Source organism: Mycobacterium sp. IS-1264 (assembly GCF_001954195.1).
Taxonomy (GTDB): Bacteria; Actinomycetota; Actinomycetes; order Mycobacteriales; family Mycobacteriaceae; genus Mycobacterium.
On the sequence record NZ_MBES01000064.1, the window covers coordinates 87,018 to 101,112 of the forward strand.

The following is a 14,095-nucleotide window of genomic DNA, read 5'->3' on the forward strand; positions in this document are numbered from 1 at the left end:
CGCCCGGCAACTGCGATCAGCGGTGGCCATACGCCACACCGCAATCCGTAACTTGCGGTAACTCGAATGAAACCGCGAAGTGCGACGCTGTAGCCGCGGTGGGGGTTCAGGAGAGGTGTGCCAATTTGTGGGTAGTTTTCTGGCTCCTTTCACTGCGTGACCCGCTAGTCGCCGTACACCAGAGACCAGCGCCGCAGCGCGTCGCGGGCCCGGCCGTCCGCGGCCTCGATTCGCAGCGGCCGCCCGTCGAATGGGGCGCTCCATACCGCGCCGGCGACGGCGCGCACGATCGATAGCCCGTCCCCGTCGTCGTCGCCGCCGGCGCCGACCGTCACCGCCTCCGCGCCGACGTCGACGCGCCATGCCGCCTGCGCACCCACCGCGAGCAGGCCTGCGTCCTGGTGTAGCGAGCGCAGGTCGTGCCCGATATAGGTGGGCCGCTGCCCGGGTTTGGCATAGACGGCGTCCCGCGCGGTATTGACGCCGGTGAGCACCATCAGGCTGGGCAGTTTGGCGGCATTGGCGCCCTCGATGTCGGTGTCCAACCGGTCGCCGATCACCAACGCGGCCCGGAAATCGCCGCGCGCCACCGCGTCCGTCATCAGCGTGGGCGCGGGCTTGCCCGCCACGCGGGGTTCGGCGCCAGTCGCCGTCCGCAGCGCGGCCACGAACGAGCCGTTCCCCGGCAGCAGGCCCCGCTCGGTGGGCAGCGTGGGGTCGACGTTGGCCGCCACCCAGAGCGCGCCGGCCCGGATGGCCAGCGCCGCCTCGGCGAGATCCGGCCAGGCGATGGTCGTCGAAAGGCCCTGCACGACGGCCACGGGATTGTCCTCATATTTGCGCACCGGACGCAGGCCGGCCGCGGCGATCTCGTCGGCCAGGGCGTCGGTGCCGACGATCAGCACCGCCGATCCCGGGGGTAGCTCACCCGCGAGCAGGTGGGCTGCGCTCTGGGCGCTGGTGACGATGTCCTCGCCGGTGACGTCGAAGCCGAGCTCGCGCAGGTGCGCCGCGACCTCGTCGGGGCTGCGCGAGGCGTTGTTGGTGACGTACAGCTTGCGGCTGCGTACTTCGTCGAGCGACTGCACCGCGCCGTGGGTGGGCTGGGCGCCGCGAAACACGGTCCCGTCCAGGTCTATCAGCAGGCAATCATATTCCTGCGCAAGGGTTTTCACGTCAGCCAAACTCTCAGCCGAGCTCGCTGACCCGGTCTTCGGCGTCGGTGACACCGTCGATGTCCGCGGCCGCGGAGTGCAAGAACCACCGCAACGCCTCGTCGTCGCGGCCCAGCGCCAGCAGCGTGTCGGCGTAGGCGTAGAACAACCGCGCGGCCGTCGAACCGGTGCGGGTCGGGTCCAGCTGCGGCGTGGACAAGACGGTCAGCGCCTGCTCCAGCTGCCCGAGATCCGAGCGGGCGCCGGCCGCGACGATGCGCAGCTCGTCGGCGTCGTCTCCGCTGAGCTCGGCCGCCTCCGGCCCGCGGGCCAGTTCGAGCGCCCGCTCCGGGCGGCCGAGGCCGCGTTCGCAATCGGCGATCAGCGCGAGCAGCGAGGACTTGCTGCCCATCCTGCGTGCGGCGCGCAATTCGGCCAGCGCCTGGCCCCAATCGCCGCAGTGGTAGGCGGCGATCCCGACCGCTTCCCGGATGGCGGCGATCCGGCTGGACCGCGACCTCGCCGCCCGCGCATGACGGAGGGCGGCTTCGGGGTCTTCGTCCAGCAGTTCCCCGGCGGCGACCAGATGGCGTGCGACGGCGTCGGCGGTGGCACGATCCAAGGTGCTCAGTTCGCGGCGGATTTCGGGTGCGAGTTGCCTGGCGTCCACGCCGGGCGGTATCGGGGGCCCGTCTTGGGACGTGGCGTCGCGGGACGGGCGGTCCACCGCAGCGCTCTGCGGTTGGGCCGGGCGCGCCCGCCCCGGTCCTGACCACCGCGACGCCGAGCGCGGCCGTCGCTCCCCGTCTCGGCCATGCCTGTCGTCGACCACGCTGCAAAGGATACGGGCACGCCGAATGCCGGCCGCCGGGCGAACTAGGCCTGCAGCCGCCCGTTCAGCAGCGGAGCCAAGACCGCCGGACAGTACGTCGCGATGGCCACGATCGTGAAGACGCCCGCCGACTTCTCGGACATCCCTCTCCTGACGGCCATTTCGCGGACGACCGTGTCGAAAGACTCACCCGGCTGGAACAGCATCGGACACACCGCCTGGCCCGCCGCCGTCGTGCTGATCGGCTGGCTGTAGGGCACGCCGGCGTTGTTCAGCGCCGAGAGAAACGCGTTGCCGAGCATGTCAGCCCGGATCGGAGCCGCCGACACCGTCGTCGCGGCGAGCAGACCCGCTGCCACCGCGGTAAATCGAAGAGCCGTCGCCTGCCGAGTCCCCCGCGCGCAAATCACTGTGACAACAGTGGCCAGCGGAAGTCACGTTTATGGCACAGCGAGATAAAGGTTTGCGCACCAACGCGTTTCGCGGCGCGGTTCTAGACCTTCTCTATGCCCGCGACATTGCGCTTGCCGCGGCGCAGCACCAGCCAGCGGCCGTGCAGGAAGTCCGAGCTCTGGGGCACCCATTCGTCGCTGTCGATGCGAATGTTGTTGACCGACACGCCACCCTCGCCGATCGTGCGCCGGGCCGCACCCTTGCTGGCCGACAGCCCGCTGGCCACCAGCAGATCGACGATCCCGTCCGGGCCGCCGGGCTTGAGCTCCGCGACCGACGTCTCGCGCAATGCCGAGGCCAGCGTCGCCTCGTCGAGCCGGTCCAGCTCGCCCTGGCCGAAGAGCGCCCGGCTGGCGTGTTCGACCGCCTCGGTGGCGGCCTCGCCGTGCACCAGAACGGTGAGTTCGGTCGCGAGCCGACGCTGCGCGGCGCGTTGTTGCGGGCGTTCGGCCGTGGCGCGTTCGAGCTCGGCCAGCTCGTCGGCCGACAGAAAGGTGAACCAGCGCAGGTAGCGGATCACGTCGGCGTCGGCGGTGTTGATGAAGTACTGGTACCAGGCGTAGGGGCTGGTCATCTGCGGGTCGAGCCACAGGCTGCCGCCACCCGTGGACTTGCCGAATTTGGTGCCGTCGGCGGCGGTCACCAGCGGAACCGTGAGCGCATGCACTGTGGCGCCGAGCTTTTGGCGGACCAAGCGGACTCCGGCGATGATGTTGCCCCACTGGTCCGAGCCACCGATCTGCAGCGTGCAGCCGTGCCGCCGGTGCAGTTCGACGTAGTCGTTGGCCTGCAGCAGCATGTAGCTGAACTCGGTGTAGGAGATTCCGTCGCCCTCCAGCCGGCGCCGGATGGTGTCGCGGTCCAGCATCACGTTCACCGAGAAGTGCTTGCCGACATCGCGCAGGAACTCCGTCACCGACATCTCGCGCGTCCACTCGAGATTGTTCTCGACGATCGCGCCGGTGGGTGAGCTGTCGAAGTCGACGAATCGTTCCAGCTGTCCGCGGATCTTTTCGGTCCAGTCCGCGACCGTGCCCGTCTCGTTGAGGGTGCGCTCGCCGACGTCCCGCGGATCGCCGATCATGCCCGTGGCGCCGCCCGCCAGCACGATGGGCCGGTGACCGGCGCGCTGAAAGCGCCGCAACGCCAGCAACGGCACCAGGTGTCCGGCGTGCAGGCTCGGCGCGGTCGGATCGAAGCCGGCGTACACCGTCAGCGGCGGGTCCTCGGCCGCCAGCGCGTCGAGGTCGGTGGACTGTGCGATCAGCCCACGCCAGCCCAGCTCGTCGAGGATTCCGGAAGACATCGCGCACGACTTTAGTCGCTCGCGCGGCCACGATTCGCTACCGCGCGGCTATCTAAGGCAAGCTAACTAGGTGGCGCATCGTCGCGCTATGGCTTTCCCCCTCAGCGCACGACAACCCGGAGCGTCATGAACAACCAGTACTGGCCGTTGGTCGTCGCCATCGTCATGCTCGCGCTCGGGCTGACACTCACGGTCGACGATTTCAAGCGGGCCGCAACGCTGCGCAAACCACTCGTCGTGGCGCTCGCCTGCCAAGCGCTGCTGCTGCCGACCGTGTGCCTGGTGATCGCCGAGGTCTTTCACCTCGAACCTCATCTCGCGGTCGGGCTCATGCTGATGGCGGCCACGCCCGGCGGCACGATGGCGAACCTGCTGAGCCATCTGTTCAATGGTGACCTGGCGCTCAACCTCACGCTGACCGCAATCAACGCGGTGCTATCGGTCGTTGCCCTGCCAGCGATTCTCGCGGTGTCGATGTCCTGGTTCCTCGGCGAAGGGCGGTTTCTCCCCCTGCAGCTGGACAAGCTCCTTTCGGTGATCGGCCTTGTGCTCGTCCCCATCGCGATCGGGGTGGCAATTCGCCACCACTTCCCCGAGCTGGCCCGGCGGCTGCAGAAACCGGTCCGGATAGCCGCGATCGCGCTCCTGGTGCTCGCCGTGCTGGCGGCCTTCGCAGGGGGGCGAACGACGCTGTGGCACAACTTCGGCGTGCTGATCGGAGCCGTCGTCGCGTTCTGCACCGTGAGCCTCTCGATCGGCTATCTGGCGCCGCGTCTGATGCGGCTGGCACCGCGGCAGGCCGTCGCTGTCAGCCTGGAGGTCGGAATGCACAATGCCGTGGTGGCGATGGGCATTGCGCTGAGTCCGCAGTTGTTGAACAGCGCCGAAATGGCCACGCCGGCCGCGATATACAGTGCCGTCGCGCCGCTTTTGGCCGTGACGTTCATTTTCCTCGCGCGCCGCGTGGACCCCGCGTTTCGCGCGGTCGCATCGGCACCCGCCCCGGCCTAGCCGGTCTGGCGGGCTAGTCGCTCGCGCCCGGCGCCGGGGCGCGGGGGCTGCGGCGGTAGGCGGAGACTTCGGGCCGGCCGGCCAGCCACAGTCGCCATGGCCGGTCGGCGGCCTGGCTGATCCCCACGCGCGGGCCCGATACCGCGCCATGCGCCTCGTTGAGCGCCAGCCGCACCGGGCTCTTCGGGTCGAAGACATCGACCCCGTTGTCGGCCATGGTGATTCCCAGGGCCGAGCACAGATTGCCCGGGCCGCGCGCCAGCGCGATGTGGCGAACCGCCTCGCCGCGCCGGGCCTGGGCCGCGTCGAGCCCGTCCTCGATGGCGGCGGCGCGCAGCAACACGGCGGCCGCCACGCCGTCGGGGCCGCACGAGACGTTGGCGCAGACGTGGATCCCGTGGCTGCGGTAGGTGTACAGCCGCCCCGGGGGACCGAACATCACCGCGTTGCGACCATTGCGGCCGCGATACGAGTGGGCCGCGGCGTCCGGCCACGGGCCGTCGGGAACCCCGCCGTAGGCCTCCACCTCGACCACGATGGCGCGCACCCCGCGGCTGATGATTGTCGCACCGAGCAGCCGATGCGCTGCCTCGATCGGGTCGACTGACAGCTGGCCCGCGCCGCGACCGGATCGCACCCACCGAACCTACCGGCACCCCGAACATGGCAGTATCCGGTCATCATGCATGCGATCGACCCCGCGGCCACCGCGTGGCTACTGGCCAGCACCGCACTCGTCCTGCTCATGACCCCCGGCCTTGCGATCTTCTACGGCGGCATGGTCCGCACCACAGGGGTGCTGAACATGATGATGATGAGCTTCATCTCCATCCCGCTGGTCACGGTGGCGTGGCTGCTGGTGGGCTACAGCATCGCGTTCTCCCAGGACGGGGCCGGCGGGTTCGTCGGCAACCTCGGGCACATCGGGATGCTCGGGATCACCCCCGACAGCCTCCATGGCACGGTGCCCGAACTGCTCTATGCGACATTCCAGTTGACGTTTGCGATCATCACGGCCGCCCTGGTGAGCGGCGCGATCGCCGATCGTGCCAAGTTCGCGGCCTGGGTTGTGTTCGTCCCGACATGGGCGATCGTCGTGTATTCGGTTGTCGCACACTGGGTATGGGGCCCCGGCGGCTGGCTGGCCAAGCTGGGCGTACTCGACTACGCGGGCGGGCTCGTCGTCGAGATCGTCTCCGGCTGCTCCGCCCTGGCCCTGGCGCTGGTGCTCGGACCCCGCATCGGCTTCAAGAAGGACGCCATGCGGCCGCACAATCTGCCGCTGCTCTTCGTCGGTGTCGGGCTGCTGTGGTTCGGCTGGTTCGGCTTCAACGCCGGTTCGGCCATGGCCGCCAACGGAACTGCCGCGGCCATCTTCCTCAACACCCTCGTCGCCGGCTGCCTGGGCATGCTCGGCTGGCTATCGGTCGAACAACTCCGCGACGGCAGGCCGACGACCTTCGGCGCGGCGTCCGGTGTGGTCGCCGGCCTCGTCGCCATCACCCCGTCGTGCGGAACCGTCAACACGCTCGGCGCTGCGGTCGTCGGCGTCGCCGCGGGCATCGTGTGCTCGTTCGCCGTGGGCGCGAAATTCCGTTTCAACTACGACGATTCGCTCGACGTGGTGGGTGTGCACTTCGTCGGCGGCGTCGTCGGTGTGTCGTTGATCGGGCTGCTCGCCACCGCCGTCATGACGTCGGGCCCGCGGGGCCTGTTCTACGGCGGCGGCTTCGCCCAGCTGGGCAAGCAGGCGCTCGCGATCGTCGTGGTGGCCCTCTATGCGTTCGTCGTGACATTTGTTCTCGCGAAGTTGATCGATCGCGTGATGGGCTTCCGGGTCAGCGCCGAAGAGGAAACCGCCGGCGTCGACGTCACTCAGCACGCCGAAACCGCCTACGCCGAAGGCGTGCACGGACATCTGCCGCAGCGTCGCCCGGGCGTCGGCGAGCGATAGATTCCCGGCCGGCCAGATCCGGCGCCACCACCCCTTGACAATCCCGCCGCGCCGGCGGATATTCATCACATGATGATTTCATCGCACGATGAATTAAGGCAGGGCGGTACGGAACCGGCCGTCGACATCAACCACCTGCGGGTGATTCGGGGAAAACGCCCAGCTCTTCATGATTTCTCGGTGCGGATTGCCCGCGGCAGCATCACCGGTTTGCTCGGCCCCTCGGGCTGCGGCAAGACGACGCTGATGCGCTGCATCGTCGGCACGCAGATCGTGACGTCGGGGACGGTGACGGTGCTGGGCAACCCGGCCGGATCCGCGCCGCTGCGCCGTCGAGTCGGGTACATGCCGCAGGACGCGACGCTCTACAACGACCTGCGGATCGTCGACAACGTCCGCTACCTGGCGTCGCTGTATGGCTTCGACAGCAGCGCCGCCGACACCGCAATCGACCGCGTGGGCCTGACCGATCACCGAACCGCCTTCTGCGGCAACCTCTCCGGAGGCCAGCGCACCAGGGCCTCGCTAGCGTGCGCGCTGGTCTGCCAACCCGATCTGCTCGTGCTCGACGAGCCCACCGTGGGCCTGGATCCCGTGCTGCGGGTGGATCTTTGGGAACAGTTCACCGACCTGGCTCGCGGCGGCACCACGCTGCTGGTCTCGAGCCACGTGATGGACGAAGCCGACCACTGCGGCGATCTGTTGCTGATGCGCGACGGGTATCTGGTCGCGCACACCACCCCGACCCAACTACGAGAGGACACCGGATGCACGTCACTGGAGGACGGGTTTCTGTCCATCATCAGGCACAGCACCACACGCCAAGCCGGCTAGGCCTCAAGGGGTACACCGCCACGACGACGCGGATCTTGCGCCAATTGGTCGCCGATCGTCGCAGCGTCGCATTGATCCTGCTGGTGCCGGTCCTGGTCATCACGCTGATGTACTTCATGTTCGAAAACGCACCGCACCGCCCGGGCACGCCGACACCGTTCAACAACGCATGCCTGATCCTGCTGGGCCTTTTCCCGCTTTTCGTGATGTTCATCATCACGTCGATCACGATGCAGCGCGAACGGGCCTCAGGCACGCTGGAGCGCATCCTGACCACTCCCCTGCGCCGGCTCGACCTGCTGATCGCCTACGGCACCGCGTTCTCGATAGCCGCTGCGGCGCAAGCGATTCTGGCATGCGGTGTGTCGTTTTGGTTCCTCGGCTTCGACACCGCGGGCAGCCCGCTCTGGGTGTTCGTGATCGCGATCGTCAACGCCGTGCTGGGCGTCGGCCTGGGCCTGCTGTGTAGTGCGTTCGCCCGCACCGAGTTTCAGGCGGTGCAGTTCATACCGCTGGTGATGGTGCCGCAGCTGCTGCTGGCCGGCATCATCGTCCCGCGGGCGTTGATGGCGCACTGGTTGCAGTGGATCAGCAACGTGCTGCCGGCCAGCTACGCGCTGGAGGCGCTGCAGCAGGTGGGCGCGCACCCGAATTTGACGTACATCGCCGTACGCGACATCGTCGTGGTCATGTGTTTCGCGCTCGCCGCGCTGTGCCTGGCCGCGGCCACCCTGCGACGACGGACGCCCTAGCGTGGCAACCGCCCAAACCGGGCGCCGGCGGCCCGGACGACCCGCCGGGGTTTCCGACACGCGGGAGCGGATCCTGACCAGCGCCCGAGAGTTGTTCGCCCGCAACGGCATTGACAGAACCTCGATTCGCGCCGTCGCCGCGGGGGCGGGCGTCGACTCCGCCCTGGTGCATCACTACTTCGGCACCAAGGAGCAGCTGTTTGCCGCTGCGATCAAGCTTCCAGTCGACCCCATGACGGTGCTGGTGCCAATGCGGGAAACGCCGGTGGAGGAACTCGGGTTACGGCTGCCGTCGGTGCTGTTGCCGATCTGGGATTCGGAAATGGGCGCGGGGTTGATTGCGACGGTGCGGTCGCTGCTTGCCGGCGCCGACGTGAGTCTGGCGCGCTCATTCCTGCAAGAGGTGGTTGTCAGGGAGGTGGGTTCGCGCGTCGACACGCCACCCGGGACGGGCAAGATCCGCGCTCAGTTCGTCGCCTCGCAGTTGATGGGCGTGGTCATGGCGCGCTACATCGTGCGGATCGAACCGTTCGCGTCACTGCCGGCCGAACAGATCGCGCACACCATCGCGCCGAACCTGCAGCGTTACCTCACCGGGGATCTGCCGGACGCGCTTGCGCCGTGAGCCGTGCGTGCTCGTCGTCGTCGACGTCGCGGGCCTCGTCGATCAGCAGCACCGGAATGCCGTCCTCGATGCGGTAGGCCCGCCGCAGCCGCGGGTTGTAGAGCAACTCGGCCCCGTCGTCCGCGGACACCAGCAGCAGCGGGCCCCGGTCCGCGGGGCACACCAGAATGTTCAGCAGCGAATCGTCGACCACGTCAGTGCTCGCCGCCCAGTTCCGTCCGCACACCCGGGGTCAGCCGGCGAAACTCGTTGCTGCCCACGTCGAAATACCAGACGTGGCGCCCCGCTTTGGGGATCCCGGCGGCCCGCAGGGCGCTGACGGTGGGACGGTAGGTCGCGCTCAACGTCATCTCCGGCACCACGCAGACGAAGTCGGGTCCCAGCCCGATCGGCATGTTGGCGACGGCCTCGGTCAGGTCCGCCGCGGTGATGGTGGCCCCCGGCAACAACGTCACCGCCGAGACCGCCGCCTCGTGATCACCGACCGGCACGTTGTAGGTCACCGCGAGGTCGACGCCGTTGATGCAGCCCAGCGCGTCGGTGACCGGCTCGCCGTAGACCAATCCGCGCGCGGTGCGGATCACCGTGCCGCGCCTGCCCATCAGCCAGTAGTCACCGTCCTCGTCGCGGCGGAACAGGTACTCCGTCGATATCCACGTGTCGGCGGGAGCGAAGACCCCGCGTTTGACCGACGCGGTCGGGTCGATCGGGCCGTTGGACTGGGCGAGCAGCACGCCGACCTCGTTGGTGTCGGCGACCTGGACGAAGCCGCGCTCGTTCTCCAGGATCAGGTCGTGTTCGGCGTCGTAGGCGCCCAGCTCGACACGGCCCGCCCCGGGCAGCGGGCGGCCCTCGCTGCCGACCTTGATGCCGGAAACGTTGGCCAGCACCGCCTGCCCATCGGTGGTGGCGAAGAATTCGACGACACGGGCGGGCGCGAACGCCTCGACGACCCGGTCCCACAACCCGGTCGGCATGCCCGACCCGATGAACAGCCGCACCGGATGGTTGCCGTGCAGCACGAACGCCGGATCGTCGACCACCTCGCGCAGCATGGCCCAGGTGTAGGCCACCACCGTGACCCCGTACTGCCGTATTTCCTTGACGAACCGGTCCGGTCGCAGCCCACGCGACAGCGCGATGCGCGTACCGCCCACGACCGCGCCACCCAGGCTGACCAGCAGAGCCGACTCATGGTGCAGCGGCGTCAGGCAATACACCGTGTCGCGGCGGTCCAGGTTGGCGGCCGACGCCGTTCCGAACGCGGACACCGCCCACCGAAAATTGGTGATCTGCTTGGCCACCAACTCGCCGCCCGCGGCGCTGAACGCGATGAACGCCAGATCGCGGGCCAATCCCGGGTTCGGGCGATACCACGCCGGCAGCTCGACCGCGTCCGGGTCGATCTGCTCCATGTCGATGACTTGGCCCTGCTCCAAGGCGTCCTCCGGCAGGTGCAGGTCGCGCGTCTCGCCGCCGCCCAGCACCAGCACCTGGCCCGGCATCTCGCGGGCGGCTTCCAGGTTGGTGGGGTCGGTCAGGATCTCGCTCACTCCCCCGAGCCGCACCGAGGCGGCCACGTCGGCGTCGGGGCGCATCACCACGGCGACCGCCCCCAGCCGCGACAGCGCGGCGATCGCCACCAGCGCGCTGGGCCGGGTCTCCATCAGCACGCCGACACGGTCGCCCTGCCGAACGCCGACTTCGATCAGGCCGCGAACGACGTTGTTGATGCGCCGGTTGACGGCCTCGTAGGTGTGCACTCGCCCGTCGAACAACAGGAATTCACCCTGCGGGGCGTCGTGCGCCTGCTCGTCGATGATGCGGCCCAACGAGATTCGGGTGTGATCGTTGATCTGTCCCAGGCGAGCCAACCGGGGCAGGGTGCGCGCGGTCTCCACGGCCAGGGTGCGCATCGACTTGTTGGCCGCGATCACCGCGCCGGCCGCGCCGCGCACCAGTCCCAGCGCCGCCTCGGAGACTTCACCGATGCCGTGCGCGAGCCGGGAGCTGAACGCCACACCGCTGTCGGTGGATTCGGTCGGCTGATCGGCCATCAAGTCGATGCCGACCGGCTTGTCGCCGCCGGTGGACAGCCACTGCACCCATTCGGCGACCGTCGGCCAGCTTTCCCTCGCCGCCTTTGATCCGACGACGAGGCCGAAATGCCCTGTCCGGATGGTGCATTCGTAGACCTCGGCGTTGGGCGCAGCCCGTCGGATCCCGCGCACCGACGCCGGCTGTCCGATGTCGTCGACCTCCCCGACGAAGGCCAGCACCGGGCAGGTGATGTCGGTGAGCGTGACCATCTGCCCGTTGATCGCGAAACCGCCCGTCATCATGCGGTTGTGGGCGATGAACTGCTTCAGCAGCTCCGAGATCGCCGGGCCCGACCACGCGATCCAGCCTTCGCGTTCCAGGAACCTGCGCTGTTGCTCGCGCGGCAGCAGCGCCTCCCGGTCGTGCAGCTGACGCACGAAGTCGAGCCGCGCCTTCGCGGTCTTGAGCGGGTCCATCATCTGAAAACCGGTGCGCGCCATCCAACTTGGGATGTCCAGCCGACTGAAGACGTGATCGGCCATGAAGTTGGCGGCGGGCGCGGCGAAGTTCGCCGGGATACCCATGGGCAGGGCGGCCAGGGTGTCCACCGGGGATCCGAATGCCACGATGCTGGCGATGTTCTTCGAACGGCGGTACGCGGCGGCCTGATAGCAGAACATGCCGCCCTGCGAGTACCCGACCAGATGCACGTCGCTGCCCGTCGCGTCCTTCACGGTGTCGATGGCCTGGCCGAGCGCGACGATGTGGTCGGCCAGGTTGCGGCGCATCCCGCCCTCGACCTTGTCGGGCGACCCGAAGTCGATGACCCAGGGATCGAGACCCGCGGCGTGCAGGATGCCCACCGCGCCGTCCTCGCGGGTGACATCCCACATATCGGCCGACATCATCATCGGATGCACCATCAGCACGGGCGGGCCCACCGGCGCGTGGCCGGGCCTGCTGTCGGGTGGGAAGTAGCGCCGAAGCTTGTACATCGGCACGCTCTCGACGATCTGGGACGGCGACGGGACAGTCCCCGTTTCCAGGCCCCCCAGCCGCAGTACTTCCAGACCGTTTTGCGCCGTGGCGACCAGGCGCTCGACCGGTCGTGTGACCATCGAAATATTGAGATCCACCCGGCGCTCCCTGACTGTTGACAGCGTGGCCATCATGGCACATCGGCAGCACGTGCGGTTCTGGTCAGGGTGTTTTGGCCGGGCGCGATGCCGCCGCGGTCAGAAGGGCGGTGGGTCGGGATCGGTTGGGACGTAGTCGATCTCTCGCGCGGCAAGGGAGACCGCCCGACAGGGTTGACGGTTTCGATAATTACGCTCGCGCTCGGCGTTGACGCGTTGGGCTTTGTTCTGGGCCCGTGTCGTCGCGCGCAGCGGCATCATCGCCGTGCGGTCGCCGCGGCGATCCAGGTCCGCGCGCTCGGGTGTGGGGAGCGCGCCGGTGGGCGCGCACAGGGCAGGAAATAGCAGCGCACTGCCCGGCGTGGTGACGTACGTGTGCCCATCCGGCATGGTCCAGATCACCGTGCCGTCGCGCAGCTGTTGGTCGCGCCACCCCCAGAACGTCTTCAGCAGATGATGAAACCTGCACAGACACTTGATGTTTGACGCATGCGTGGCACCGCCGTCGGCGAACGGGATCGTATGGTCCAGGTCGCATTCGGTGGCCGGGCGATCGCAGCCCGGCGCCCGGCACGTCAGATCCCGTGCTCGCACGTATGCCGCGAGCTTGGCCGACGGAGTGTAGTGGGATTCGGTGCCGCCCGGCGGAAGCAACGGTTGCAGCCGGGCGGTCTTGGCCAGCTCGGCCACCAGCTCGGCGGAGATCAGCCCGTCGGCACCCAACAGCGATCCCGGGTTGGTTCCCCTCCCCTCGACGGTCGCCTGCTCGGCCACCACGTGGATGACCACCGGTCCCGCCGCGGTGCGCCCACCGGCAACACAGTCGGAGCCGCCGCACTGGCAGCCCAGCCGGTCGACGCCCGCGGCGAGGGCCCCTAGGGCGTCGGCCCGCCGCTGATCCTTGGACCGCGGATCGGCCGCGCAGACGGTTGCCGCCAGGGCATCGAGGCGCTTGTCCAACGCTTCAGCGTCCGTGGTGAACAAGGTGCCATAGAGCTGGCTCATCCCACCCTCGGTCTCCCAGATCGACACCTCGCGGTCGCGCATCTTCTCGCGGTGCCGGCGGACCGCATCGGCGTCGGCGAGGGCCACCACCCGATCGACCGCCCCAGCGAGCTTGGCCTGCGTCATCGACGGCCACCGCGGCCCACGCACCGCCAGCTCGGCGTCGACCCGGGCCAGCACCTCGGGATCGGTGATCAGATCGGTTCGGTAGACGATCGTCTGAAACAGTCGGTAATCGATGTCGCCGGCCCGGAACACCCCGGCCACTTGCGGCAACCGCTCGCGCATCGCCAGCGCGTAGCGAAGATAGCTGCCGGCCATGGCCAAGCTGATCCGAAATGCAGCAGCCACCTCGGCACCCACCGCCGCCCACGTATCCACGGCCCAGTCCTGATGTTCGCCACGTTCGGCCCGGCGCAGCTCGAACAGCTCCCCGATCGCGTCCAAGCGATCGGCCACCGCCCGCGCCTCGGTCCGCCACGCCGCGCACATTCGATCTATCAGGGCGCGCGACTGCCCGGTATCGGAAGGCTCCCAGTAGTCGTGGAGCCGTGTATCGAACATGTGTTCGAGTATAGGTGACCCCACCGACAACTTCGGCCCGCATCAAACGATCGCTTTCATCCCGGCTTCATGTGCCGCCGCTAGCGTCGCCTTCGCTACGACCGGAAGGGGTGGATCGATGAGGTTCCGAACGAAAATCGGCATCGGTGTGGCCGGCCTCGCCGTCCTGACGGGCATCGGCATCGGCGTCGCCGCCGCCGATGACCAGGAGATCACTGGACCGGCCGCGGATCAGGCTCGCACCGCGGCGGTACAAGCTGTACCGGGCAAGGCCGGCAAGGTCGAGAAGGAAACCAACGAGGGCGCCGCCTATTACGGGGTGCTCGTCACCAAACCCGACGGCACTCAGATCGAAGTGCACCTCGACCAGGGGTTCCACTTCGTGGGCACGGAAGCCCCGGACAACGACTGATCTCGCGATTTCGATTC

At 68.5% G+C, this 14,095-nt stretch carries 13 protein-coding genes and 1 pseudogene; 6 read left to right on the plus strand and 8 right to left on the minus strand.

Features of this window, described 5'->3' with window-relative positions; translation table 11 throughout:
- Positions 1 to 164 precede the first annotated feature (164 nt).
- The 4 genes from A5744_RS14705 to tyrS all read right to left on the minus strand — a co-directional run bounded on the left by A5744_RS14705 (position 165) and on the right by tyrS (position 3,745).
- Entirely contained in the window at positions 165 to 1,175 is a 1,011-nt protein-coding gene (locus A5744_RS14705; RefSeq protein ID WP_076062182.1) for an HAD-IIA family hydrolase, read from the minus strand.
- 13 nt (positions 1,176 to 1,188) lie between these two features.
- A complete protein-coding gene (locus tag A5744_RS14710; protein ID WP_076062183.1) occupies positions 1,189 to 1,986 on the minus strand; it encodes a tetratricopeptide repeat protein in 798 nt (265 codons plus the stop codon).
- Positions 1,987 to 2,030: 44 nt separating this feature from the next.
- Positions 2,031 to 2,345: a DUF732 domain-containing protein gene (locus tag A5744_RS14715; RefSeq protein ID WP_240563047.1), complete on the minus strand. Its 315-nt coding sequence runs from the start codon at positions 2,343 to 2,345 to the stop codon at positions 2,031 to 2,033.
- A 134-nt stretch (positions 2,346 to 2,479) separates the two neighbouring features.
- Complete coding sequence (gene tyrS, locus A5744_RS14720) at positions 2,480 to 3,745, minus strand: tyrosine--tRNA ligase (protein ID WP_076062187.1); 1,266 nt, start codon at positions 3,743 to 3,745, stop codon at positions 2,480 to 2,482.
- 111 nt (positions 3,746 to 3,856) lie between these two features.
- On the opposite strand from tyrS, the pseudogene A5744_RS14725 reads away from it, so the two are divergent.
- Positions 3,857 to 4,756 (plus strand): annotated as a pseudogene (locus tag A5744_RS14725) (bile acid:sodium symporter); the annotation flags it as partial.
- Positions 4,757 to 4,769: 13 nt separating this feature from the next.
- Here A5744_RS14725 and A5744_RS14730 read toward each other — a convergent pair.
- Positions 4,770 to 5,393: a DNA-3-methyladenine glycosylase gene (locus A5744_RS14730; protein ID WP_076062190.1), complete on the minus strand. Its 624-nt coding sequence runs from the start codon at positions 5,391 to 5,393 to the stop codon at positions 4,770 to 4,772.
- A gap of 45 nt (positions 5,394 to 5,438) precedes the next feature.
- On the opposite strand from A5744_RS14730, the gene A5744_RS14735 reads away from it, so the two are divergent.
- The 4 genes from A5744_RS14735 (at position 5,439) to A5744_RS14750 (ending at position 8,921) form a co-directional block, all read left to right on the plus strand.
- Entirely contained in the window at positions 5,439 to 6,710 is a 1,272-nt protein-coding gene (locus A5744_RS14735; RefSeq protein ID WP_076062192.1) for an ammonium transporter, read from the plus strand.
- A gap of 69 nt (positions 6,711 to 6,779) precedes the next feature.
- Entirely contained in the window at positions 6,780 to 7,544 is a 765-nt protein-coding gene (locus A5744_RS14740; protein ID WP_076062193.1) for an ABC transporter ATP-binding protein, read from the plus strand.
- Positions 7,478 to 8,296, plus strand: coding sequence for an ABC transporter permease (locus A5744_RS14745; RefSeq protein WP_205866311.1), 819 nt, complete (start codon positions 7,478 to 7,480; stop codon positions 8,294 to 8,296). The genes A5744_RS14740 and A5744_RS14745 overlap by 67 nt, the downstream gene beginning before the upstream one ends.
- A 1-nt stretch (position 8,297) precedes the next feature.
- Positions 8,298 to 8,921 (plus strand): TetR family transcriptional regulator, encoded by a 624-nt coding sequence (locus A5744_RS14750; protein WP_076062196.1) that lies wholly within the window; start codon positions 8,298 to 8,300, stop codon positions 8,919 to 8,921.
- Here the strand turns inward: A5744_RS14750 and A5744_RS14755 are convergent.
- The 3 genes from A5744_RS14755 to A5744_RS14765 all read right to left on the minus strand — a co-directional run bounded on the left by A5744_RS14755 (position 8,887) and on the right by A5744_RS14765 (position 13,666).
- A complete protein-coding gene (locus A5744_RS14755; RefSeq protein WP_076062198.1) occupies positions 8,887 to 9,114 on the minus strand; it encodes a Trm112 family protein in 228 nt (75 codons plus the stop codon). The two genes, A5744_RS14750 and A5744_RS14755, sit on opposite strands and share 35 nt — an antisense overlap.
- 1 nt (position 9,115) lies before the next feature.
- Complete coding sequence (locus A5744_RS14760) at positions 9,116 to 12,130, minus strand: acyl-CoA synthetase (RefSeq protein ID WP_139331355.1); 3,015 nt, start codon at positions 12,128 to 12,130, stop codon at positions 9,116 to 9,118.
- A gap of 66 nt (positions 12,131 to 12,196) precedes the next feature.
- A complete protein-coding gene (locus A5744_RS14765; protein ID WP_083679301.1) occupies positions 12,197 to 13,666 on the minus strand; it encodes an HNH endonuclease signature motif containing protein in 1,470 nt (489 codons plus the stop codon).
- Positions 13,667 to 13,784: 118 nt separating this feature from the next.
- On the opposite strand from A5744_RS14765, the gene A5744_RS14770 reads away from it, so the two are divergent.
- Positions 13,785 to 14,078, plus strand: coding sequence for a PepSY domain-containing protein (locus A5744_RS14770; protein ID WP_076062201.1), 294 nt, complete (start codon positions 13,785 to 13,787; stop codon positions 14,076 to 14,078).
- The last annotated feature ends 17 nt before the right edge of the window (positions 14,079 to 14,095 follow it).